Annotated in this window: 20 protein-coding genes; 15 read left to right on the forward strand and 5 right to left on the reverse strand. The window is 65.8% G+C overall.

Annotation, left to right across the window (positions count from 1 at the left end; genetic code table 11):
• The coding region (locus BMF89_RS04365) for a molybdopterin oxidoreductase family protein (protein ID WP_078105854.1) at positions 1 to 1,971 on the forward strand (1,971 nt) is incomplete at its 5' end.
• Entirely contained in the window at positions 1,968 to 3,530 is a 1,563-nt protein-coding gene (locus tag BMF89_RS04370) for an FAD-dependent oxidoreductase (RefSeq protein ID WP_078105855.1), read from the forward strand. The genes BMF89_RS04365 and BMF89_RS04370, both read left to right, overlap by 4 nt.
• Positions 3,531 to 3,534: 4 nt before the next feature.
• Here BMF89_RS04370 and BMF89_RS04375 read toward each other — a convergent pair whose 3' ends face one another.
• From BMF89_RS04375 to BMF89_RS04385, 3 genes are all read right to left on the reverse strand, one after another.
• Positions 3,535 to 3,777: a hypothetical protein gene (locus BMF89_RS04375; RefSeq protein WP_139359536.1), complete on the reverse strand. Its 243-nt coding sequence runs from the start codon at positions 3,775 to 3,777 to the stop codon at positions 3,535 to 3,537.
• 14 nt (positions 3,778 to 3,791) lie between these two features.
• Entirely contained in the window at positions 3,792 to 4,025 is a 234-nt protein-coding gene (locus tag BMF89_RS04380) for a hypothetical protein (RefSeq protein ID WP_139359537.1), read from the reverse strand.
• Between the two features lie 211 nt (positions 4,026 to 4,236).
• Positions 4,237 to 5,652: an NAD(P)H-quinone dehydrogenase gene (locus BMF89_RS04385; protein WP_078105858.1), complete on the reverse strand. Its 1,416-nt coding sequence runs from the start codon at positions 5,650 to 5,652 to the stop codon at positions 4,237 to 4,239.
• Positions 5,653 to 5,797: 145 nt separating this feature from the next.
• Between BMF89_RS04385 and BMF89_RS04390 the strand changes: the two genes are divergently transcribed.
• The 6 genes from BMF89_RS04390 to BMF89_RS04415 all read left to right on the forward strand — a co-directional run bounded on the left by BMF89_RS04390 (position 5,798) and on the right by BMF89_RS04415 (position 14,025).
• Positions 5,798 to 6,598, forward strand: coding sequence for a purine-nucleoside phosphorylase (locus BMF89_RS04390; RefSeq protein WP_253190695.1), 801 nt, complete (start codon positions 5,798 to 5,800; stop codon positions 6,596 to 6,598).
• Positions 6,599 to 6,704: 106 nt separating this feature from the next.
• On the forward strand, positions 6,705 to 7,307 hold the full coding sequence (locus BMF89_RS04395; RefSeq protein ID WP_078105860.1) for a hypothetical protein: 603 nt from the start codon (positions 6,705 to 6,707) through the stop codon (positions 7,305 to 7,307).
• A 112-nt stretch (positions 7,308 to 7,419) separates the two neighbouring features.
• A complete protein-coding gene (locus tag BMF89_RS04400) occupies positions 7,420 to 8,142 on the forward strand; it encodes a YcnI family protein (RefSeq protein ID WP_078105861.1) in 723 nt (240 codons plus the stop codon).
• 546 nt (positions 8,143 to 8,688) lie between these two features.
• On the forward strand, positions 8,689 to 10,293 hold the full coding sequence (locus tag BMF89_RS04405; RefSeq protein ID WP_078105862.1) for a glycoside hydrolase family 68 protein: 1,605 nt from the start codon (positions 8,689 to 8,691) through the stop codon (positions 10,291 to 10,293).
• A gap of 105 nt (positions 10,294 to 10,398) precedes the next feature.
• A complete protein-coding gene (locus tag BMF89_RS04410) occupies positions 10,399 to 12,060 on the forward strand; it encodes a glycoside hydrolase family 32 protein (protein ID WP_078105863.1) in 1,662 nt (553 codons plus the stop codon).
• A gap of 216 nt (positions 12,061 to 12,276) precedes the next feature.
• Entirely contained in the window at positions 12,277 to 14,025 is a 1,749-nt protein-coding gene (locus BMF89_RS04415; RefSeq protein WP_078105864.1) for a phospho-sugar mutase, read from the forward strand.
• Here the strand turns inward: BMF89_RS04415 and nirD are convergent, their stop codons facing one another.
• Entirely contained in the window at positions 14,026 to 14,397 is a 372-nt protein-coding gene (nirD, locus tag BMF89_RS04420) for a nitrite reductase small subunit NirD (protein ID WP_078105873.1), read from the reverse strand. It abuts the gene before it with no gap.
• Between the two features lie 279 nt (positions 14,398 to 14,676).
• On the opposite strand from nirD, the gene nirB reads away from it, so the two are divergent.
• Genes nirB through BMF89_RS04435 form a run of 3 tightly spaced genes read left to right on the forward strand, consistent with a single transcriptional unit; the run spans position 14,677 to position 19,520 of the window.
• Positions 14,677 to 17,301 (forward strand): nitrite reductase large subunit NirB, encoded by a 2,625-nt coding sequence (gene nirB / locus BMF89_RS04425; protein WP_078105865.1) that lies wholly within the window; start codon positions 14,677 to 14,679, stop codon positions 17,299 to 17,301.
• Between the two features lie 13 nt (positions 17,302 to 17,314).
• Positions 17,315 to 18,349 carry a uroporphyrinogen-III C-methyltransferase gene (cobA, locus tag BMF89_RS04430; RefSeq protein ID WP_078105866.1) on the forward strand — a complete coding sequence of 345 codons (1,035 nt, stop codon included), beginning with the start codon at positions 17,315 to 17,317 and terminating at the stop codon, positions 18,347 to 18,349.
• A 10-nt stretch (positions 18,350 to 18,359) separates the two neighbouring features.
• Entirely contained in the window at positions 18,360 to 19,520 is a 1,161-nt protein-coding gene (locus tag BMF89_RS04435; protein ID WP_078105867.1) for a uroporphyrinogen-III synthase, read from the forward strand.
• On the opposite strand, the gene BMF89_RS04440 is transcribed toward BMF89_RS04435, so the two are convergent.
• Positions 19,517 to 20,974, reverse strand: a complete 1,458-nt coding sequence (locus BMF89_RS04440; RefSeq protein WP_078105868.1) for a sugar porter family MFS transporter — start codon at positions 20,972 to 20,974, stop codon at positions 19,517 to 19,519. The genes BMF89_RS04435 and BMF89_RS04440 overlap by 4 nt on opposite strands.
• 133 nt (positions 20,975 to 21,107) lie before the next feature.
• On the opposite strand from BMF89_RS04440, the gene BMF89_RS04445 reads away from it, so the two are divergent.
• The 4 genes from BMF89_RS04445 (at position 21,108) to BMF89_RS04460 (ending at position 24,321) form a co-directional block, all read left to right on the forward strand.
• On the forward strand, positions 21,108 to 22,118 hold the full coding sequence (locus BMF89_RS04445) for a LacI family DNA-binding transcriptional regulator (protein WP_078105869.1): 1,011 nt from the start codon (positions 21,108 to 21,110) through the stop codon (positions 22,116 to 22,118).
• A 141-nt stretch (positions 22,119 to 22,259) separates the two neighbouring features.
• Entirely contained in the window at positions 22,260 to 23,171 is a 912-nt protein-coding gene (locus BMF89_RS04450) for an FAD-dependent oxidoreductase (RefSeq protein ID WP_078105870.1), read from the forward strand.
• A 167-nt stretch (positions 23,172 to 23,338) separates the two neighbouring features.
• Positions 23,339 to 24,043 carry a deoxyribose-phosphate aldolase gene (deoC, locus tag BMF89_RS04455; RefSeq protein WP_078105871.1) on the forward strand — a complete coding sequence of 235 codons (705 nt, stop codon included), beginning with the start codon at positions 23,339 to 23,341 and terminating at the stop codon, positions 24,041 to 24,043.
• Positions 24,044 to 24,096: 53 nt separating this feature from the next.
• The gene (locus BMF89_RS04460) at positions 24,097 to 24,321 is read left to right on the forward strand and encodes a hypothetical protein (protein WP_078105872.1); all 225 of its coding nucleotides are present in this window, start codon (positions 24,097 to 24,099) and stop codon (positions 24,319 to 24,321) included.
• Positions 24,322 to 24,477: the final 156 nt, after the last annotated feature.

Here is a 24,477-nt window from a genome sequence, read left to right on the forward strand (position 1 = left end):
TTGAACCACAGCGGACGCGTCACGGAACCCATGCTCAAAGGGTCCGACGGCGTCCACCGGCCGGTTACGTGGGACCAGGCACTCATGCTGGTCACCGGAGCCGTCAAGCAGACCCGCGAACAGTACGGTCCCGACGCCGTCGGCGTGTTCGGTGGCGGCGGACTCACCAATGAGAAGGCCTACCAATTGGGCAAGTTCGCCCGCCTGGCGCTCGGAACCTCGCGCATCGACTACAACGGACGCTTCTGCATGTCTTCCGCCGCGGCAGCCGGAAACCGCGCGTTCGGTGTGGACCGCGGCCTCCCGTTCCCGGTGGAGGACCTTGATTCGGCGAACGTCATTTTCCTCCTCGGCTCCAATGTTGCCGAGACCATGCCGCCTTTCGTCCAGCACCTGCAGGGCGCGCGGGATTCCGGCGGGTTGATCGTTGCCGATCCCCGCCGTTCCGCGACGGCCGCATTCACCGGCGACGGCGGCGGCATCCACTTGCAGCCGACCCCCGGAACGGACCTTGCGTTACTGCTAGGCATCTCCCACGTGGTGGTCCATGAAGGCCTCGCCGATACTAAATACCTCCAGGACCGCACCACCGGCTATCCGGCGATCGTTCGCAGCCTCTCCGCTTTCTGGCCGGAGCGCGTCCAGTCGATAACCGGCGTGCCCGCCACGCTTATCCGGGACACCGCCCGCCGACTTGCCGACGGCGCCCGACGCGGCGGCAGCTACATCCTGACCGGCCGCGGCGTCGAGCAGCACGTCGACGGCACGGACACCGCGACGGCAGCGATCAACCTCAGCCTCCTCCTCGGCCTGCCGGGATCTGCCCGCAGCGGCTACGGCACCCTGACGGGCCAAGGCAACGGCCAGGGCGGCCGCGAGCACGGTCAAAAGGCCGACCAGCTCCCTGGCTACCGCAAGATCACCGATCCCACCGCCCGCGCCCACGTCGCCAAAGTGTGGGGCGTCGACGAATCCCTCATCCCCGGCCCCGGACTTCCGGCCGTGGAGCTCTTGAAGTCTTTAGGACAGCCCGACGGTATCCGTTGCCTTTTCGTGCACGGCGCCAATGTGGCAGTGTCAGCCCCCGACGCCGGTGCCGTGATCGAGGGCCTGCGCAGCCTGGATTTCCTTGTCGTCTGCGATTTCTTCATGTCCGAGACGGCGCTGGAAGCCGACCTGGTCCTCCCGGTCACCCAGTGGGCCGAGGAAGAAGGCACCCTGACCAACCTCGAGGGCCGCGTGCTCCGCCGCCGAAAGGCACTCAGCCCTCCCCCGGGCGTCCGCAGCGAATTGTGGCTCATGGCCCGGCTCGCCGAATCGCTCGACGCACCGTCCACGTTCAGCGACGATCCCGAGACCGTCTTCGAGGAGCTCCGGCTTGCCTCGGCGGGCGGCCTGGCCGACTACTCCGGAATCGACTACGCCATGCTGGACCGCGGGGAAGCCGCCTACTGGCCTTATCCCACCGGCAGTTCGGGAACGCCGCGACTCTTCCTCGACGGTTTCGCGCACGCCGGCGGACGCGCGGTGATGGTCCCGGTGGCGCCGCAGAAGCGGTCCCGGCACACCGCCGTCGTCGGCTCTGATCCTGATCCGCTGACGCTCGTCACCGGTCGGCTGCTGGAACACTACCAGTCGGGCGCCCAGACCCGCCGCGTGGCCGAACTTGCGGCGGCGCAGCCGGAACCGCTGTTGCAGATCCACCCCGCGACGGCGGCTGGCAGGAAAATCTCCGACGGAGACTTCGTCCGGGTCTCCAACGAGCGCGGAGAGGTCGTGTGCCGGGTGGAGCTCAGCAACAGCATCCGGATGGACACCGTCTTCCTCCCCTTCCATTTCCCCGGAGCGGGCAGCGCCAACCTGCTCACCGAAGCGGTCACCGATCCTATTTCCGGCATGCCGGAGTTCAAGACCAGCACGGTCTGGGTCCGTAAGGCGGCACCGCCAATCCAAGTCAAGGAGGCATCGTGAGCGAGCGAATTGTGGTGGTGGGATTCGGGCCGGTCGCGGCCCGGCTGGTGGACGAGTTGGTGCCTGCCGTGCGGAGCGGCCTTGTCCGGTTGCTCGTCGTCGGGCAGGAAGCCGAAGCCGCGTACAACCGCGTCATGGTGGCGGAACTCGGCGTGGGGCGGACCACCGCGGAGGCACTCGCGATGGCGGACGCTGCCGCTTTGGCGGCCGACGGCGTCGAGGTCCGGCTGGGCGTCACGGTCAAACGCATCGACCGCGCCCGCCAGCAGGTGGTCCTTTCGGATGGGACCACGCCCGGCTACGACCGCCTGGTGTTCGCCACAGGCTCGCGGCCCGTCATTCCGAACCTCGCGGGTATCAACCCCGATCCTTCGCACCCTGTACTCCCTTCAGGGGTGACGGCCCTCCGCGATCTCCGAGATGCCGCGCAATTGCGCGACGCCGTGACTGCCGGCAAGCGCGTGATCGTCCTCGGCGGCGGTGTACTCGGCCTCGAAACTGCCTTGGCTGCGGCCGAAGAAGGCGCCCTCACCACAGTGGTGCACAACGGTTCCTTCCCGCTGGGTCGCAATATCGACCGCGGAGGCGGGGCTGTTCTCGCGGCGAGCCTCCGCAACAGCGGGATCACCATGGTGGGCAACGCCCGTTCCACGGCGGTGGAACACAACGGTGCGCAGGGCATGTTTTCCGCCCTGGTACTCAACGATGGATCGAGGGTCGAAGGTGACCTTCTGGTTCTGTCCTGCGGCGTGCGTCCGCGGATCGAACTGGCCGAAGGTTGTGGGTTGCCTGCGGCCACCGGGATCCTAGTGGATCACCACTTGCGGACCTATCACGAGCCGCACATGTTCGCGATCGGCGACTGCGCCGAAGTCCGCTGCGCCGATGCCGAGTGCCCCGAATGCCGCACCGCGTCGGGCCCGGCCGGACTGGTGGGTCCGGGCTGGCGGCAGGCCGAGTGGCTTGCCGAGTACCTGATCCTTCTTGCCGAGGGTGGGCCGGACGCTGCCGACGCCTTGGCGCCCCTGCCCCAGGAGAAGCCCGGCGTCGTGGTGTTGAAGGCGCGCGGCATCAACCTGGCGGTCGCCGGGGACAACAGCGCCGAGCCGTGGGACGACGAGTTATTGTCCGCCGGCGTCTCCGAGGGGATGCCCCGGCGCCAGGTCGCCCAGTGGGCCGATCCCGAACACGGCCGCTACGTCAAAATGACCACGCGGGGCGGCGCGCTCGAAGGACTCGTGACGGTAGGCATGCCGCGCACCGCCGCGGAGCTCGTGATGCTGTTCGAACGCGGCTCCGAACTGCCCGCAGACCGTTCGCTCCTGCTTCGCCTGGACGGGCCGGACCAGCTGGGTTCCTCTGCTTCGAATGATGATCCGCAGCGCACAGTTTGCCGCTGCGCGGGCGTCAGCGGTGCGAGCATCGAGGAAGCCGTGCTGGATGGCTGCTCCTCCGTGCCGGAGGTTTCCAAAGCGACCCGCGCGGGGACCGGGTGCGGCGGGTGCCATGGGGACATCAAGGGGATTATTGAGCGGCATTTCCAGGGGGTTGCGGCGTAGGGGTCTATGCCTCCAGGCTTGAGTGTCCTTTTGCCGCGCCGCGCCACGTGAACAAACCCTCCCTATCTCCGTCGGTGAGCTCCGCGGCGTCGAGGAAAGTCTGGAGATCGAAATTCGCCAAGGCCTCCCGGAATGCGCCTTCGGTTGTTGTACCGTGCTGCCGGCACAGTTCCTCGAGCTTGGGTTCTACGTTGTTGCGGTTGCCGATAGCTGCCCGTGCATCGCCTAGCCTGACAGTTTCCATCACACGGACACACGTGGTCACAGCTGAAAGTAGCGGTTCTTGCGCGGTTGTTGCCGTGGGTCGATGTGGGGTGGCGGGATGAACCAAGGCACGCCGGTTTGGACTTGGATGAGCCATTCTTCCTTGTGGATCAGATGGTGGTGGTGGCCGCACAGCAAGACCACGCCGTCGCGATCCTCGGGCGGATCCAGCAGAGCGAGCCGGCGCGGCCCCGGCATTTGACCCGGCGCTTGGGCAGCCGCCGTCACCATCCGAGGATCGCGCACCTTACGGAACACGACGAACCCGCCGCCGGGCGCAGCGGCGTGGCGGGTAGTGGGATGTCCGATCCACCGCGAGCACGGAGCAGTTTGGATCGGCCATCTGGTTTCACGCGACGCAAAATGCCCCACGACACGCGAATACGCGCGTCGTGGGGCATCTAATGTGTCACAGATCCGAATGCGAGTCGAGAGCCATGCCTTACATATGAACGTGCAACCGTCGCGCCGCTTCCGAGATGGAACCGGTCAGCGAGGGGTAAACGGTAAAGGTGCTCGCGAGGTCGTCGACATGCAGTTTCTGCTTCACTGCGACGGCGATCGGGAAGATCAACTCGGAGGCGTTCGGTCCAACGACGACGCCGCCGATCACGGTGCCCGAACCCTTGCGCGCGATGATCTTGACGAAGCCGTCCTTGGAATTGCGCATCTTGGCGCGGGCGTTGCTCAGCAAGGAGAGCATGACCACGTCACCCTGGTATTTGCCGGATTCGAGGTCGGCCTCGGAGACGCCCACGGAGGCGATTTCCGGTGAAGTGAAGATGTTTGACGCCACCTGGCGGAGCTTGATCGGCATGACCGCGTCGCCCAGGAAGTGCGCAACCGCGATGCGGCCCTGCATGGCAGCGACCGAGGCGAGGGCCAGGATCCCGGTGCAGTCGCCCGCTGCGTAGATGTTCGGCGCCGTGGTGCGGGACACGCCGTCGACCTTGATGTGGCCGGACTCCGTGACAGCCACCCCGGCTTCTTCCAAGCCCATTCCGTCAGTGTTGGGGATGGAGCCAACACACACGAGGCAGTGGCTGCCCGAGACGGTGCTGCCATCGCCGAGCGTCACCTTCACGCCGGCGTCGGTCCTCTCAACGGCCTCCGCGCGCGAGCGGGACAGAACGCGCACGCCGCGGCGCTTGAAGACACCCTCAAGGACCTGGGCCGCATCGGTGTCCGAGCCGGGAAGCACTTGGTCGCGGCTCGAAATCAGGGTGACGTTCGAGCCAAGGCCGTTGTAGGCGGAAGCGAACTCTGCGCCGGTGACGCCGGAACCGACGACGATCAGGTCTTCCGGAAGTTCCTCGAGGTTGTAGATCTGTGCCCAGTTCAGGATGCGCTCACCGTCGGGCTTTGCCGTGGGCAGCTCGCGCGGGTGGGCGCCGACAGCGAGAAGAATGGCGTCGGCGGTGATCGTCTTGACGCCGTCCAAGGTGATGACCTCGATGGTGTGGTTGTCGAGGAGCTTGCCGGAGCCCATCAGGATTTCCACGCCCAGGTTTTCGAGGCCCACCCGGATGTCGTCGGACTGCTCCCGCGCGAGGTGCAGGACGCGGTCATTGATGTGTGCGAGGTCCGCGCGCATGCGCGGCGCTACATCGCCGCCGTCGACGGCGAACTTGACTCCCAGCTCCCCCGCCTCGCCGACGCGGGTCATGAGATCCGCCGTCGCGATCAGGGTTTTGGAGGGTACGACGTCGGTGAGGACGGCTGAGCCGCCGAGACCGGCGCGCTCGATGAGGGTTACCCGCGCGCCCAGGTGCGCTGCGACCATGGCCGCTTCATATCCGCCTGGACCTCCGCCCAGGATCGCGATTCGTGGTGAGCTGAAGTCAGGATGCATGGTCACAATGTTCAATTCTCACTTAATGCCGGCGGACCTGCCACTAAGCCCCACCTGAGAACGCCCGCCGAGGCCGTTTGCCTGCCCGGCTGCGCCCTGTTCAACAGCGCGCGCGGCACTGTAGTTTGTACCAGTGAGTAACACAGAGCTGATGAAAACAGACCCATTCGAGGCCGCCAAAGCTGCGGCCGACTACATCGCGGCGGAGACCGGCGTCGAATCGCACGACGTCGCGCTTGTCCTCGGCTCAGGCTGGGGCGCGGCTGCGGACCTCATAGGCGAAACGACGGCGACCCTCACGGCGTCGGAGGTTCCCGGCTTCCATGCTCCTGCCGTTGAGGGGCATGTGGGCACCATCCGCTCGGTACTGACGAAGCAGGGCAAGCGGGCCCTCGTCCTGGGCGCGCGTACCCACTACTACGAAGGCAAAGGCGTCCGCGCAGTGGTCCACGGCGTGCGCACGGCCGCGGCGGCCGGATGCAAGACCTTGGTGGTAACCAACGGTTGCGGCGGATTGAACGAGGCCTGGACCCCCGGAACTCCGGTGCTCATCAGGGACCACATCAACCTGACGGCGGCTTCGCCCCTTGAAGGCGCCACGTTCGTCGACCTCACGGACCTGTACTCCTCGCGCATCCGTGGCCTGGCCCGCGAAGTGGATCCGACGCTCGATGAAGGCGTCTACGCCCAGTTCACCGGCCCGCACTACGAAACTCCGGCCGAGGTCCAGTACGCCAAGCGAATCGGCGCGGACCTGGTGGGCATGTCCACTGCTTTGGAAGCGATCGCCGGCCGGCATGCAGGCATGGAGGTCTTCGGCATCTCGCTGGTGACAAACCTCGCCGCAGGCATCAGCCCGGTACCGCTGAGCCACCAGGAAGTCATCGAGGCGGGCCAGACGGCGGGTGCACGCATTTCGCGCCTCCTGGCGGACATCATCGCCAAACTTTGATCGAGTGCCGGGGAGTCAGGGCTCCCCGGCACTTCCGGCCCGGGCGGCACCGTAGAATTTGAGTGATTCTCCGCCACTGCGACCGAACCGGAAAGGACCGCCGATCATGACATCCGCGCCTTTCCGGCTATTACGAACAAGCCTGATCGGCTCAATCATCCTGGGCTTGGCCGCGGGTGGTCACCTTGCCGGCGGCGGAAACCTTCCGACGCCAGCCATTCTGACGGCGCTCTGTGCTTTGACGATCCTCCCTGTCGCCATCCTGACGCGCGCCAGGCTGTCGTTTCCGGCCCTCGCAGGACTGCTAGGGGCCGGGGAACTCTGTCTTCACTGGGCGTTCGGCGCCCTGTCCGGGACCTCCACCGCGACCCAATTACCGTCCGGGCATGCTGGACATGTCCCTTGGTCGCCGGCGCCCGACGCCGTAGGCGCCATCGCCTCGAGCCACGCCGCGGCAATCGACTGGCAAATGCTCGCAGCGCACACCCTGGCAACCGCGGGCACTGCGCTTGTGCTTGCACGCGGCGAACAAGCGCTGTGGGCCTTGGCATCGTGGCTGCGACCGTTGGTCCAACTGCCGGCTCCAACAGCGATTCAGCCGCTCCGCACCCCGGCCCCCCGCACGGCTCCGGCTGTGCGTCCCCGCGGCCTTGCCGGACTGCGGCTTCCCTCGCGGCGCGGTCCACCCACCCTGGCGCCCGCCGCCTAAGACCCGTCATCACACACGGAAAGGGTCCCGGCGGCAACTCGCTGCCTTCACCGGTCCGGACCCACGTCCGCCCGGCCCCCACCGCTTTTCCTTTGTGAAAGGGCACCTTGCCATGAAATCCTCACGCCGCCGCACCCTCAAAACCGCCTCCGCTCCCATGATGGCCGCGGGGCTGCTCGCCTTCGGCGTCTCAGCCGCCTCAGCACACGTCAACGTCAATCCCGACGACCCCGCAGCTGGTGGCTACACCCACCTGACCTTCAACGTCCCCAACGAGTCCGCGACAGCCAAGACCAACAAGCTCGAAGTCGCCCTCCCCACCGATACACCCTTCAACTCGGTGTCCGTGAAACCCGTTGAGGGCTGGACGACCCAGCTCGTCACCACCACCCTGCCCAAGCCCATCACGGTTGCCGGAGCAACAGTGACCAAGGCGATCAGTTCAGTGGTGTGGACTGCGGACGCCGCCCACCAGATCGGGCAGAACGAATACCAGGCGTTCTCGATCTCCGTGGGAGTCCTGCCCGACGCCGGCACCACTGTGTCGCTGCCGGCGACCCAGACGTACACCGACGGCTCAATAGTGAAATGGGACGAGAAGACTGTTGCGGGACAGCCCGAACCGGAACACCCGGCCCCTTCGTTCGTGACCACCGCCAGTGACGATGCCGCGGCTTCCACGTCCTCACCGTCCGCGACACCTGCTCCGTCAGCTGCGGCGTCGACGAGCGACGCCGGATCCACGGCCGGCTGGTTCGGCCTCGCGGCCGGCCTCATCGGCCTGGCCGCCGGCGTCACAGCCCTGGTGCGGACCCGCTCCCCGAAGGCAAAATAGCGCCAGCACCAACCACCGGACTGCCCGCGTCGGATCCCGGCGCGGGCAGTTTTGCATCTGAAGCGAGATGGTAGAAGCGGTCCGGGGTTGCCCGCCAGCTCCCGCGCCCGGGATCCAAGCAAGCACAGGCGACAGGCGTGGTCACTGCAATTTTCCAACTCCTGTCAAGTCAATTCGCCCCACTGTTAATGGCATGTGAACTTTTCTAATAAATCAGATTTATTCAGAAATATTTGACCCGCCGCGCTTTCCATGGCACGCGCGCGATGTAAAGATGTAAGCGCTTGCGCATATATGTCTGACATGTGGGCGATGGCCTCCCAGCCCGCTCGAAATACGAGTTGCAGCCGCATTCAGCGCGCGTCAAGCTTTGAACGGTCCCGGCAAGTCGACGTGCCAGGACCGAAGGACGGGGCTTCCTAGGAATCCCCTCCGCCCGAGACGATGGCGTTCCTGACAACGCCATCGGTGTTACCGGGAACGCCGGAGTTCGGACAAGGGCTTGTGCCCACTCCCCGCAGTCCAACCTCCGCGAGAAGAGCAAGCATGAAATCTCACTCAAATCCCAACAGGCCACGCCGCCGCCTGCGGTCGGCAGCCGCTTTCGCGGCCGCTGCCAGCGTGGCCGCCACGGTGCTCATTGCGTCCCCCGCTGCCCAGGCAAACCTGCCGGCCGACAAGCCGGCCACCACGATGCCGGCCCCCACGCCGGGATTCCCGCTGCCGACGGTCCACACGCAAGAAGCCTTTGATCCCGCAGCAAACTTCACGTCCAAGTGGACGCGGGCGGATGCCAAACAGATCATGGCCCAGAGCAACCCGAACGTCGCTCCGGGCGTGAACTCCATGAGCCCCAACGTGACCATGCCGGAGATCCCCAAGGACTTCCCCGCCATGAACGACGACGTCTGGGTCTGGGACACGTGGTCCCTGACCGACCAGAACGCCAACCAAATCAGCTACAAGGGCTGGGACGTCATCTTCTCCCTCGTCGCCGATCGCCACGCGGGCTACGGTTTCGACCAGCGCCACTGGAACGCCCGCATCGGCTACTTCTTCCGCAAGACCAACGCCGACCCCGCGAAGGACAAGTGGAACTACGGCGGACACTTGTTCCTGGACAACACCTCCATCGGCAACACCGAATGGTCCGGCTCAACGCGGCTGATGCAGGGTGACCACGTCAACGTGTTCTACACGGCCACCACGTTCTATGACCGTGCAGAGCGCAACGCGGGCGGCGGCGGCATCGCTCCGGACGCAGTCATCGCCAAGGCCCTCGGAAACATCCACGCCGACAAGAACGGTGTGACCTTCGACGGCTTCCAGCACACCAAGCTGCTCGAGCCGGACGGAAAGCTCTACCAGACCAAGGCCCAGAACGCCGGCTTCGCCTTCCGCGACCCGTACACTTTCGAAGACCCGGCCCACCCGGGCCAGACCTTCATGGTCTTCGAAGGCAACACTGCCGGAGACCGCGGCGCCTACAAGTGCACGGATGCTGACCTCGGCTACCGTCCCGGCGATCCGCATGCTGAAAACACCAATACGGTGAACACCACCACCGGCTCGTGGTTCCAGACGGCGAGCGTCGGCCTGGCTGTCGCAGACAACAAGGACCTGACCCAGTGGCACTTCCTGCCGCCGATCCTGTCCGCCAACTGCGTCAACGACCAGACCGAGCGCCCGCAAATCTTCATCCAGAACGAAAACGGCCAGAACAAGTACTACCTGTTCACCATCAGCCACCAGTTCACCTATGCCGATGGCATGCGTGGTCCCGACGGCGTCTACGGCTTTGTTGGCAACGGTGTCCGTTCCGACTTCCAGCCCGTGAACAACTCGGGCCTCGCGCTCGGCTCGCCGACCGACTTGAACCTGCCGGCGAACAACCCGAGCGGCAACCAGTCGGCACAGCAGAACGGTCGTCAGTTCCAGGCCTACTCGCACTACGTGCAGCCGGGCGGCCTGGTGCAGTCATTCATCGACAACGTCGACGGAGTCCGTGGAGGGTCCCTCTCCCCTACGGTAAAGATCAACTTCGCCGGAGGCATCACGCAGGTGGACCGCAGCTTCGGCAAGAACGGCCTCGGTCCGTTCGGCTACCTCCCCACCAACGTCCGCGTCGGAGGGGAAGGCCTCTACAAGTAGGCCACCGTCAATATCCGCCGGGCAGGCAGGGGATTTGCTGCCTGCCCGGCAACGTGGGGCGCCCGGTTCTCCCCGGGCGCCCCGCGCCACAACCCAGGAAGTCCCATGCTCTACTCTCCCCAACACCCTTTCCGGCCCGCTCGCAAGGGGGTACTCGCAGTCGTCGCCGTCGTCCTGGCTATGACTGCGAGCGCCTGCACCCCGACGCCGGACGCCTCACCGTCCACGGCGAACCCGCCGTCCGCCGTCGGAACTTCTGCCCCGGCGCCGTCCGAATCGGACCCGTGGCGGCCCGCCGCGCACCTGACGGCATCGCAGAACTGGATCAACGATCCCAACGGGCTTGTCTACGAAAACGGCACGTACCACGCGTTCTACCAACACAATCCGCACGGCAACTTCTGGGGAGATATGTCGTGGGGCCACTCCACCAGCACCGATCTGGTGCACTGGACCCAACAGCCCGTAGCCATGGAAGGCTCCGCCAGCGAGGAAATCTTTTCCGGCGCCATCGTTCCGGACACCAACAACGCCTCCGGCCTGGGCACCGCTGAAAACCCACCGCTGGTAGCCCTCTACACGAGCTCATATGGCGACGGCGGGGCTCTGCCCAAAGGCAGCCAGGCCCAGTCCGTGGCCTACAGCCTGGACCACGGGACGTCCTGGACCAAGTACAAAGGCAATCCGGTGCTCAGCCTGAAGCCGGCCTCGAACAACTTCCGGGACCCCAAGATCATCTGGTACCAGCCCGGCAACTATTGGGTCATGACCACGGTGGTAGCTGACGCCCACGTGGTGAAACTCTTCAAATCCAAGGACCTGCTGCACTGGGACTTCCTCAGCGACTTCTCGGGGGTAGGCGCCCAGGGCGGTCTCTGGGAAGTTCCCGAGCTTCTCCAGATGGACGTCGACGGCGGCAACGGACGGAAGAAGTGGGTCCTTATCCTGAGCATCAACCCGGGCGGCATCGCGGGAGGCTCCGGCATGCAGTACTTCGTGGGCGATTTCGACGGCACCCGGTTCACGGCAGAAAACGCGGCACAGCCGGGTGACCCGCTGACGGAATCGCAGTGGCTGGACCATGGAGCGGACTTCTACGCTGCCAACACCATCACCGCGGCTCCCGGTGGAAAGCCGGTACTGCTCGGCTGGATGGGGAACTGGGACTATGCGCAGTCCGTACCGAGCACCCCGTGGCGCGGATCCATGGCCATTCCCCGCCAACTCACCCTCGTAGCCACGGGAAGCCGCTTCGAGCTCCATTCGACCATCGCCCAGGTTGCCATGGATGCGCTCACGGACGCAAAGACCCGTGAAGTACATGGCGAAAACCTCACTGTCACTGACTCCACGGAGTCCCTCGGCAGCGACTTTGGATCCCGAACCCAGCTGATCGACGCCGAAATGGACGTTGCGGGCTCAGCGGACGCCGGCATAGTGTTGCGGGCCTCCTCGGACGGTAAGGCAGGCCTCCGGATCTCGTACAACCGCGCAAGCCAGACCCTGAAAGTGGACCGATCGGCGGCCGGAACCTCCAACTTCTCGCCGAAATTCAGCCCCTACCACCAAGCCTCCGTGCCCATGAAGGACGGCAAGGTCCATCTCCGCATCCTTCTGGATTCCTCGTCCGTGGAGGTATTCACACAAGACGGATCGACGGTCATCTCGGACATCTTCTTCCCGCAATGGGGCAACACGGGTGCTGCCGCCTTCAGCGCGGGAGGCACCGCGGGCTTCAGGCTCAGCAGTACGCGAATGCAACCCTGACGATGTGCACCCCAACTCATCCCCACCGCCACCCTCGCCTCGCAAGTCCCCACCGCCAGGCACCCCCGCCATCCCAACTGACTCGCAGTAGTTGTCGTTAAAACGCCCCATAACGACAACAAATGCGAGTCAGTTGGGGTGGGGGCGACCGGACTGTGACGGCTGCCATAGCTCGTGACCTCGGCATTCATTCTCTTTGACGATAGCTTTGTTCCTATGACATCGAGCGATGCCGAATTTGAAAAGCTGATATCCGACGCCGGCGAATGGGCTGCCCAGGATCCGGACCCGGCCACCGCGGCAGCACTGTCCGAGCTGACCGAACTCGCCTCCGGCGGCGTCGCCGCAGCACGTCAACAGCTTGAAGACAGCTTCAGCGGAACGTTGCAGTTCGGTACCGCGGGGCTCCGCGCCGCCCTCGGTCCCGGTCCCAACCGGATGAACCGCGTGGTGGTGCGCCGGGCGGCAGCAGGCCTGGCGGCCTTCCTCAAGGACGCCGTTGCTGCGGCTTCCCCAGGAACGCGGCCGCGCGCCGTCGTCGGCTATGACGCGAGGCACAACTCGGACGTCTTCGCGCTCGAGTCTGCCGCCATCTTCACGGCCGCGGGAATCGACACCTTCCTGATGCCTTCGGCGCTTCCTACCCCGCTGCTGGCGTACGCGGTCCGTTCCCTTGATTGCGACGGCGGGGTCATGGTCACAGCGAGCCATAACCCCCCGCAGGACAACGGATACAAGGTGTACCTGGGCGGCCGGGCCGTAGAGGAAAGCGGCCAGGGGTCCCAGATCGTGGCGCCCTACGATTCGCAGATAGCCGCAAGCATCGAAGCCGTGGGCCCTTTGGATTCCATCGAACTGGCCGGATCCGGTTGGACTGAGCTGCCCAAGTCGATCGCCGACGAGTACGAAGCCGCGATGGCCGGCCTGGCCGACGTCGGGAATTTCCCGGCCCGTGATTTGAAGATCGTGTTGACCCCCATGCATGGCGTGGGCGGCGAGACTGCGGTGTCGGTACTCAATGCCGCGGGCTTCACGGACGTCTCACTCGTTGAAGAGCAAGCAGCGCCGGACCCGGATTTCCCCACGGTCAGTTTCCCCAACCCGGAAGAACCCGGCGCGCTGGACCTGGCTTTGGCGGCAGCGGCGCGCTTGGATGCCGATATCGTGCTGGCCAACGACCCCGACGCCGACCGTGCGGCCGTGGCGGCGAAGGACCCGGACACGGGTGCTTGGCGAATGTTGCGCGGCGACGAAGTAGGCGCCCTGCTTGGGTCGCATGTCGTGGCCCGGCACGCCGCCGATGTCCGGCAAAGCGACTCAAGCCGTGGTGTTTTTGCCAATTCGATCGTCTCGTCCCGGCTGCTCTCCCGCATCGCCGCGGCGGCTGGCTTCGCGCATGAGGAGACCCTGACGGGATTCAAGTGGATTTCCCGCGTGCCCGGGCTGGTTTACGGCTACGAAGAGGCCCTGGGCTACTGCGTGGCGCCCGAACTCGTCAGGGACAAGGATGGCATTTCGGCCTCCTTGCTCATCGCCGAACTGGCTGCGGCGGCCAAGGCCGAAGGAAAGACGATCTTCGACACCTTGGACGAGATCTACCTGGTGCACGGCCTGCATGCGAGTGACCAACTCAGCATCCGTGTGGCGGACCTTGGATTGCTGGACGCCATGATGAACCGGCTCCGGGCCGATCCCCCGGAATCCTTCGGCGGATCCGCCATCGAGACCTTTGTGGACTTGGCCGAGGGAAGCGAGCAGTTGCCGCCGACGGACGGCCTCCTCTACCTGACCAAGGACCTAAGCCGCGTCATCATCCGGCCCAGCGGCACCGAGCCGAAGCTCAAGTGCTACCTGGAGGTCATCAAGCCGGTCGGCTCTGCGGCGGAACTCGCGGAAACCCGGCAGGCAGCGCGAACCACTTTGGATCACATACTCGCGGACGTCCGCGAGGCGCTTGGGCTCTAGTTAGACTTCGACCTCGATGAAACCGTCAACCATCCGGGTCTTGAATGCCGGAAGCCGGAGCCCGGGGTTGGAATAGCACTCACCGGTCTGCAGGTCGTAGACCTCCTTGTGCAACGGCGAGGCGATGGTGGGGCGTGATCCCCGGGAGCCGGTAATGCCGCGGGCCATGACGTTGGCCAACGTTGCCGGGTCCTGCTGGGCAACCGCGTAGACATTTTCGGCGTCGACGCGGAAGAGCGCCACCTGCACGCCGTCGATCAACGCTGCCTCGCCCCAAGCCGGCTCCAGCTCATCCAACGGGCATATCCGGTGCCAGCCGGACGCCGTCGACGCGCTCGTCAGTTGTTCTTCCCGTTCCAGAATGACGGTCATGTCAACCCTTTCCACTATGCCTGCGTCGGGACAAATGCTGCCCTTCCTTTCAGGCCCTGGCCGCGCAGCAGCCATACCTTCAAGGTAGGCGGGCAGTGTTTCACTCGATCGCAGTCAATGTGTCCGGTGCGTAAAAGAGACCTCACGCGTCCCGACATCCAATCGTGACCCAGAAGTTAAGGCCACGAAACAAAAGGGAAACTGAGGAGAAACCGCCCGTCCGTAGTCTGAAATGACAAGTTGCGGAGCACGTTCTGCGGCGTATGCGAAAGGCCACCAGTGACCGGACACACCTCCACCCCAGAAAACCTGCGCCGTATTGTCGTGGCGGGCGGGGGCCCTGCGGCCCACCGTTTCGCCGATGCCATGCATACCCGCGGTCTTGAGGGCTGGCACGTCACGGTCCTGGCCGAGGAAGATCATGTTCCGTATGATCGGGTCACCCTGAGCAAGGCACTGACCGATGTGGACTACGACCTCAGCTTGGGGGACATGTCCATGTGGGAGCACGAGGCCCTGGACCTGCGCACGGGTGAACGGGTGGTCAAGATCAATCCCGAGGCCAAGTCCGTGGAAACCGCGGCCGGCAATACGTACGGCTTCGACCACCTGGTGGTGGCCACCGGCTCGGACGCGGCACGGCTCCCCTTCCCCGGCGGTGAGCTCGCCCATGTCTACCGCACCCTCGACGACGTGTGGGCCATCAACAATGCCATCGCCGAACTCAGGGAGACGCTCGGGCGGACCGTCAGGACCGTCACCATCGGCGGCGGCCTCCTCGGCTTGGAAGCAGCAGCCGGCACCATGGAGCTGGGCGCTCAAGCCACTGTCATCAACGGTTCGCGCTGGCTTATGAACGCCCAGCTGGATGAGGGCGCCGGCCAGGCATTGGGCCGGCTGGTCGCTGCCAAGGGACTCGAAGTGCTGACGGGAACCTACCCCGCCGAAGTATTGTCCGACGACGACGGCCGGGTCACCGGAGTCCTCATGAAGGACGGCCGCATCATCCCCGCGGACATGGTCATCGCGTCCATCGGCATCCGCCCCCGCGATGAACTGTTTCGCGCCGGGGACAATGCGGACGGCGCAGGACAGCTGTTCGAACTCGGCAAGAAAGGCGGCGTGGTCATCAACGACCATTGCGCCACGCCGGTCCCCGGTGTTTGGGCCATCGGTGAGGTGGCGAACTTCGAAGGCATGTGCCTGGGGCTCGTAGCGCCGGCGAACACCATGGCCGAGATCGTGGCCGACCGGCTGCACGGCGGCCAGGCGACCTTCCCAGGCTTTGACACCGCCACCAAGCTCAAGCTCTCGGGCGTGGACGTTGCCAGCTTCGGCGACGCGTTCGCCACCACCGAGCACTCCCTGGAAATCGTCTACGCCGACCCGGCCCGGGGCGTCTACCAGAAAATCGTCACCACCGACGACGCCAAGACCCTGCTCGGCGCGATCTTCGTCGGCGACGCCACCCCCTATATGAGCCTGCGCCCCTTGCTCGGCCGCGAGCTCCCGGCCGAGCCCGGCGCCTACCTCACCGCAGCCGGCGGCGGGGACGCGCCCGACACCGAACTGCCCGACGACGCGATCCTGTGCTCCTGCAACAACGTGGCCGCAGGCAGCGTCCGCGACGCCATCAACGGTTGCGGCTCCTGCGACGGAAACGCCCCCGTCCAGGAACTCGGTGAGCTGAAGACCTGCACGCGGGCCGGGACGCAGTGCGGCTCCTGCGTCCCGATGCTCAAGAAACTCCTCGAAGGGGAACTGAAGAAATCCGGCATCGAAGTCTCCAAGGCCCTGTGCGAGCACTTCAGCCTCTCCCGCCAGGAGCTCTTCGACGCCATCCGGGTCCTGGAACTGACATCCTTCGAGGACATCCTGGCCAAGTACGGCACCGGCGCGGGCTGCGACATCTGCAAGCCGACCATCGCCTCGATTCTCGCCTCGCAGAACAGCGAATACGTCTTGGGCGCCGGGCGCGGCACCCTCCAGGACACCAACGACCGCGCCCTGGCCAACATGCAAAAGGACGGCACCTACTCCGTGGTCCCCCGCATCGCCGGCGGCGAGATCACGCCGAAGGGCCTCGGGGTCATTGCCGCCGTCGCCGAGAAGTACGGGCTCTACACGAAGATCACAGGCGGCCAGCGGATCGACATGTTCGGCGCCCGCCTCGAACAGCTCCCGGAGATCTGGAAGGAACTCGTCGACGCCGGCTTCGAGTCCGGCCAGGCCTACGGCAAGAGCCTGCGTACTGTGAAATCCTGCGTCGGCTCCACCTGGTGCCGCTTCGGCGTCCAGGACTCGGTCGCGATGGCCATCAATTTGGAACTGCGCTACCGTGGACTGCGCAGCCCGCACAAGCTCAAAATGGGCGTCTCCGGCTGCGCCCGCGAGTGCGCCGAAGCCCGAGGCAAGGATGTCGGCGTCATCGCCACCGACAAAGGCTGGAACCTGTACGTCGGCGGCAACGGCGGCTTCCTGCCCGCCCATGCCCAACTCCTCGCCCAGGACCTGGACGACGACACCCTGATCACATACATAGACCGTTACCTCATGTACTACATCCGTACCGCCGACCGCCTCCAGCGCACCGCCCGCTGGCAGGAAGAACTCGACGGCGGCCTCAAGCACATCGAAGACGTCATCATCCACGACTCCCTCGGCATCGCCAACGAGCTCGAGGCCGCCATGGCCCGGCACATAGAGAACTACCAGGACGAATGGGCCGAAACCCTCAAGGATCCCGAACGCCTGCGCCGCTTCCGTTCCTTCGTCAACGCCCCCGACCAGAAGGACGAGGCCATTGCGTTCGTCCCCGAACGCGGCCAGATCCGCCCCGCCACCAACGAGGAAAAGGGCGGCGTCCTCATCGCCAGCACCATCCCCGTCCGCGGCCAGGACTAAGGAGCGCCAAGCCATGCAGCTCACCCTCGACCTCACAGGCCGCGACGTTCTGATCACCGGCTCGGCCCACGCCGCACGCCAAGCAGTCCGGCGCTTCGAAGCCGCCGGCGCCGTCGTCCATCGGCTCAGCACCCCCGACGGCGCCGACGCTGACGGCCCGCTGCCCGAGCGTCCCTTCCTGGTCGCGGCCGTCGACGACGGCCAGCCCGGATGGGAACCCCTGCTCGAACGCTGCCGCGAAGCGGGGATTCCCGTCGCCAGCGAACCTCCCGCGGGCGGGTCAGGCCACGTCACCTTGGTCGGCGGCGGACCCGGCACCCTTGACCTGCTCACCGTGGGCGGGGTCAACGCGCTGCGGGACGCCGACGTCGTCTTCTACGACCGGCTTGCCCCCTACGCGGAACTGGCGCAACTCACGTCCGCGGAGATGGTGGACGTCGGCAAGCGCCCGGGGCACCACAAGGTCGCCCAATGCGACATCGAAAAGCTCATGGTGGACGCCGCATTGAGCGGCAAGAACGTGGTCCGGCTCAAAGGCGGTGACCCCTATGTGTTCGGCCGCGGCGGCGAAGAAGTCAGCGCCTGCGTGCAGGCGGGCGTCCCTGTCCGCGTCATCTCCGGCGTCACGAGCGCCATCTCGGTCCCCGCGGCCGCAGGCATTCCCGTCACGCACCGCGAGGTCAGCCACATGTTCACGGTGGTCTCCGGCCACGCACCCCTGACCGAAAAAGAGCACACGCACCTCGCCGGGCTTGGCGGGACCATCGTGGTCCTGATGGGCATCGGGACCCTCCCCCAGCTCGCCGCCGGGCTAAGGCGGGCCGGGATGGACCCCGCAATGCCCATGGCCGTCGTCGAACGCGGCTACCGCCCCGGACAACGCACCACGATCGCCGAACTCGGTACCATCGAAACCGCGGCCGCCGGCTGTACCAACCCGGCCGTCCTGGTCATCGGCGAGGTGGTCCGGGTGGCCGAAGCCAACCGCAGCCACGCCGAAGCCACGACAGACCTGGACCGCCTCGCAGCTTCCCTCCTCGAAGCCTGAAAGAATACGCATGACTACGTTGAATGCCCTTGATTCCCTCGATGCTGGCTCGGCGTTGGCCACCCAGGCATTAAACGACGACGCGCCCTTGGACGGTTTCCGCATCGGAGTGACTTCACACCGGCGTTCACGCGACTTGATCGAGGCGCTCGAACGGCGTGGCGCTTCGGTGCTGCACGCCCCGGCGCTGAAGATCGCCCCGGTCCAGGAAGACGTGACGCTCATCGAGGACACGAAAACGATCATCGCCGCCAAGCCCGATATCTGCATCGCAACCACCGCCTACGGCATGCGGCGCTGGTGCGAGGCCGCGGACTCCTTCGGCATCGGCGAGCAACTCCTCGACGTCCTGGCCGCCTGCCGCATGTTCGTGCGGGGACCCAAGGCGCGGGGTGCGGTCCGCGCGGCAGGACTTGCCGACGTCGGGATCAGCAGTGACGAAACCACCGCCACGCTGGTGGACATGCTCCTTCACGAAGGCGTCCGGGGGAAGACCGTCGCCGTGCAATTGCACGGCTACACCGACGTCCGCCAGCTGGAACGCCTAAGGATGTCCGGCGCGACTGTCCTCACCGTCACGCCCTACCGCTGGGTCAAGCCCGACGGCGAAGACAAGCTTCCCCGCCTCATCGAAGCCGCATGCTCTGGAGACTTGGATGTGCTCACCTTTACGAGCGCGCCCGCGGTAGACGCCATGTGGAGCACGGCCCACGAAATGGGCCTGTACCGGCAGCTGGTCGATGCCCTCAAGACCCAGGTGACCGTCGCCGCCGTCGGGCCCGTCACCGCACAGCCGCTGATCGACGCCGGGCTCTCCCCGCTCATCCCGGACCGCTACCGCATGGGCGCGCTCATCCGCCTCGTGACGGAACACCTGGCCTTGAACCATGTGCGCCGGCTCGACACTCCCGCCGGGCATATCGAGCTCCGGGGCCGCTGTTTGAGGGTCGATGGTTCCGTGGTGGAACTGGCCCCGGCTCCGCTGCTCCTGCTGCGGGCGCTTTTGGGAGCCGGGGGCGCCGTGCTGTCCCGCGAGGCGCTATCAGACCTACTGGAATTGCGTGGCTCGGTCCATGCCTTGGACATGACGGTGAGCCGCTTGCGGTCCTCGCTGCCGGACGGGAAGCTCGTGGAAACCGTAGTCAAGCGGGGCTATCGGCTCCGCGTCTAGCCCTGGTTCTTGTGGACGAGGTAGATGGCACCGGTGGTGACGTCTTCCTCGAGTGCTTCCAGGGTGCGGCCACGGGTTTCGGGAACCTGCTTGACAACGAAGACCAGGGCGAGCGCGCCGACGACGGCGAAGAGGAAGAACGTGCCGGTGATCCCGACCCCCGCGACCAACGACGGGAAGAACAGCGAAAGGAACCCGTTGACGACCCAGAGGAAGAAGATCGAGACGCCGGTGCCGAAGCCGCGCATGTGCAGCGGGAAGACCTCCGACAAGTAGACCCACACCGCGACGTTCAAGAACGTCTGCATGGACCCGACGAAGGCAACCACCAGGAAGAGGATCAGGTACGGGCGGATCGGGTTGCCCACGGGCAGCATCATGGAGGCGAAGCCGATGAGCAGGTGGCAGCTGGTGGTCAGCGTGAGGCCCAGGATGAAGGTCTTGCGACGGTCGATCCGGTCCATGAGAGACAAGGCGATGACGCCGCCGATCACGGCGATCACGCCGGGCGCGATGTTCGCGATGAGCGCGCCGCTCTCGTTGAAGCCCGACTCGACGAGCACCGTCTGGCCGTAGTACATGATCGAGTTGATGCCGGTCAGCTGTTGGGCGACGCCCAGGCCGATGCCCACGAGCAGGATGCGGAACAGGTTCTTGTTGCTGAAGACCGCACGCCAACCGATCTGCTGGCTCTGCTGCTCTTCCTTGGCGACGCTCTCGACCTCGCCGAGCTCGGCGAGGGCACGGTCCTCGGAGCGGACGGAGCGCAGCACGGCGAGGGCTTGGTCGTGCCGGCCCTTCTCGACGAGCCAGCGCGGCGACTCGGGCACGCGGAGCATCCCGAAGAACAGCGCGATCGCCGGCAACGCGCAGACCGCAAGCATGATGCGCCACACGCCGGGGATGTCGCCCCACACGATGCCGATGATGGCGTTGACCACGAAGGCGGCCAGCTGGCCGACGACGATCATGAGCTCGTTGCGGCCCGCGAGGGAGCCGCGGATCTCATACGGGGCCATCTCCGCGAGGAACACCGGGACCACCGCCGAGGCGCCGCCCACGGCGAGGCCGAGCAGGACGCGGCCGACGACGAGCACGCCGAAGCTCGGTGTGAACACGCACACCAGGGTGCCGGCGAAGAACAGCACAGCCAGCAGAATGATCGTCTTGCGCCGCCCCCACCCGTCGGAGATGCGTCCGCCCGAAAGCGCGCCGATCGCCGCCGCGAAGACGAGCGAGCTGGCGACGATGCCCTCGGTGAACGGGGTGAGGCCGAGCTCGGCCGTCATCGGCCGGAGCGCCCCGTTGATGACACCTGTGTCATAGCCGAACAGCAGGCCGCCGAAGGTGGCGATCAGGGCGACCATGCCAAGGCGCTTGCGGTGCGGCCCGCTCGTCAGTGGAGGAAGCGCGATTGCGCTGCCGACTCCCCCATGGCTTTGCGTTGCAGACATCAGGACTCCTTTGTCTTGTGATGCGAGTCATACACCCGCTCTGAATAACAGACTAACGCGCGAAAGGCTTAAATGTAAGGTCAATCTAACAAATGACTTAATTGAGACTTCCCGGGCGTGGGAAGATGAGGGCATGGGTCTTGACCGGCAGCTCCGTCCCGCGACACAGAGCGATGTGGCCCGTGAAGTAGGTGTCTCCCGCACGCTCGTGTCTTTCGCCTTCCGCGATGCTCCCGGTGTGAGCGGCGAGACGAAACAGGCCATCTTCGACGCTGCAAAACGTCTCGGTTACCGGCCCAACGCGGCCGCCGCCGACCTTGCGCGCAAGCATCGCTCCGCCGTCGGGCTCTATTTGATGGACATCCACAACGAGGTTTATGCCGACATCCTCAGCGGCGTGAGGATGGCACTCCCGCAGATCCGCAACCGACTCATCCTGAGCGTCTCCCAGTCTATCGACGGCGTGGATCCGGGTGCCCTGGAATCGCTGATCGAAGCACGGGTGGGGATCATCATCGCCGCAACGCTGCTCGACCCGGACGAACGGGTACGGGAACTTGCACAAATAGTCCCGATCGTCAGCGTCGCGCGGCCGGTACCCGGCGTCGACAGCGTGTATTCGGACGACGACGCCGGCGCCCGCGCCGCTACCGAACATCTCCTCGGCCTTGGACACACCCGGATCGCCCATCTGGCTGGACCCGATTATCACGGCCACACGGTCCGGCGGAAAAGCTACGAAAAGACGATGCGCGACGCCGGCATGGTCCCTTGGACGGTAGCGGCGGATGACTTCACGCAAGATGCCGGGCAGCGTGCCGCAGTTGAAATTCTTGGCTCAGCGGACCGCCCGACCGCCATCTTCGCCCACAATGACCAGTTCGCCTTGGCGGCACGCGAAGCCGCCTACGCGCGGGGCCTGGCCATTCCCGGGGACCTGTCGTTGGTGGGCTATGACAATTCACGGACCGGCCGGCTCCACGGCATCGACCTGACGTCGGTCGACCTCCACGCGATGGAACTGGGAAGCGTCGCCGGAGCCGTGGCCATGGACCGGCTCAACAATCCCGAGGCTCCCATCGCGGACGAGCGCCTCACCCCCGAGCTGGTCATCCGCAACTCAACGGCGCCCGCCCCTGTGTGACCCAGCTCATTACCGGCTGGTAACCATCAGGGAACGGGCCACCGCCAAATGGCAACAACAGGGAAACACCACCGAAAAACCCCGCGCCTAGGCTGGGCACAGGCACATCAACCACAGCTCAGTTCAGCGAAGGGACCCGCCATGTCCATCCCCCCGTCCGCAGGTTCCATCCACCTCGTCATCGCAGGAGCCGGGCCCGCAGCCCAGGCCCTGGTCCGTCGGCTGACAGGGAGCAGCACTACTTCGCGACAGCCGGGAACGGCTGCATTCCACGGCACCATCACCGTCCTGAGCAACCGCGACGATTGCCCGGATGCGCTCCTGGAGCTCGCCGCCCTCCCCCAGGTCTCCATGCGTTTCGGCCAGGCCGCGAGCTTCATCGATGCCGACGCCCGCACGGTCACCACCACGGAGGGCCTCGAGTTCCCCTACGATCAGCTGGTCATTGCCACCGGCTCCTCCCCCATGTTTCCTCCGGTCCAAGGCGCCGCGCGCAGCCTGAGTTACTCCACCATCGACGACGCCGAACAGATCGGCACCGCGGTCCAGGACATCACCCGCGTTCTGGGCCGTCGGCCGCTGGGCATTTTGGTTGGCACCGGTCCGGCAGCCGGCCAGGCCGAGGCTGTGCTGCGTGCCCGCGGAGTCCGGCCTATCCGAACCACCTTGCGGCCGGCCGCTGTCATGCCTTCCGTCGCCGGTTCGGCCCTGCCGGCCACCGGGATCGTCTTCGAGGACGGGAGCAGCATGAACGGCGATCTTGTGGTGCTCGCCGAGGAACGGCTCCCCCGCAACGGGCTCGCTGAAAGCGCGGGCCTGCAAACAGCTCCCGACGGCGGCATCAGGGTGGGGCGCGACTTCGCCACGTCGGTGCCAGGCATCTGGGCGATCGGCGACGCCGCCTCCCGGGACGGCATGCGCCTTGGTCTCGTGTTCTCCTCGAATGCCGCGGCGGCCCATTGCGCCGCCCGGCTCGAGGAAGACGCCAGGCTCCGCACCTCCAGCCCCGCGCAGTCCCCGCGTTCAGCACGCTCCGCCGTCGCCGCGGCCTGAGACGGCGCAGCCGGGTGCCTTCGCCGGACTGGGGGGCCAGGGAGCCCGATACCGGGCGCCCCGGCGCCCCACAGGGAGCCTCCACGGCGGCCGGGCAGTGTGGCAAGATGGTCATTTGACGAGCCGCGACCCGTGCGGCACATCCGGCCCGCCACGGAAGGACCTCCATGAGCAACGAAGCCTCCCCCGCACTGGACAATAGTGCAACCATCGCCTCCTACATCGACCACACTCTCCTCAAGCCAGAGGCCAGCGAAGCCGAGGTGCGCCAGATCTGCGCGGAGGCCGCGGAGTACAAGTTCAAGTCCGTGTGCGTCAATCCGATTTGGGTCAAGACCGTCACCAAGGCACTCAAGGGTTCCGGTGTGCTCACCTGCTCGGTCGTCGGATTCCCGCTCGGCGCCACACCCAGCGACGTCAAGGCTTTCGAAGCACGCGGCGCAGTGTTGGACGGTGCGGATGAAGTGGACATGGTGATCAACATCGCCGCGGCCCGCGCTGGAGACAAGGGCGCGTTGGTGGATGACATCACGGCCGTAGCGGAGGCGGTCCACGCGGGTGGAGCCATCCTGAAGGTCATTATCGAGACCGCCCTGCTGAATGACGAGCAAAAGGTCCTGGCTTGCGAGGCATCCGTGGAGGCAGGGGCGGACTTCGTCAAGACCTCAACCGGCTTCAACGGTGGCGGCGCCACGGTGGAAGACGTGGCCCTCATGCGCAAGACCGTGGGGCCGGACCTCGGCGTCAAAGCCTCCGGCGGAGTACGCTCCCTGGCCGATGCACAGGCTATGATTGCTGCTGGTGCAACACGTATCGGTGCGAGCTCCGGAATTGCCATCGTCAAAGGTGAACAAGGTTCATCCGCGTACTGAGTTTCCCGGCAGCCGCCATAGTTTTTGAGCCCCTCGGGGCCGAGGAGGAAAGCATGTCACAGAACACCAGCCAGCCCATCGAAAAAGAGAACCCGCTGGGCCAGAGCATCCTGCTCTTTGTGATCAGCATGGTCCTGTTCCTCGGCGCCATCTACTCCCTCACTTTCCTGACGCTTGAGAACACGTGGCCGATGGCCGTCTGCCTGGTCCTCTTTGGCCTCGCGTTCTGGATCCCGCAGACCATCCTCGGCCGCTCCAACTCGGCCGGCGAGAGCTAAGAACCCAACTGCAAACGCTGTGGCCCCGGACTTCGGTCCGGGGCCACAGCCGTTTAAGCGTCACTCCAACGCGGACGACGGCGCCCCCCCCCCCAAAAAGGGGGGGGGGCGGGGGGTTTGGACCCAAAAAAGGGGGGGGGGGTTGGGGGGCCACAG

Source organism: Arthrobacter sp. SRS-W-1-2016 (assembly GCF_002009585.1).
Taxonomy (GTDB): domain Bacteria; phylum Actinomycetota; class Actinomycetes; order Actinomycetales; family Micrococcaceae; genus Arthrobacter; species Arthrobacter bambusae_A.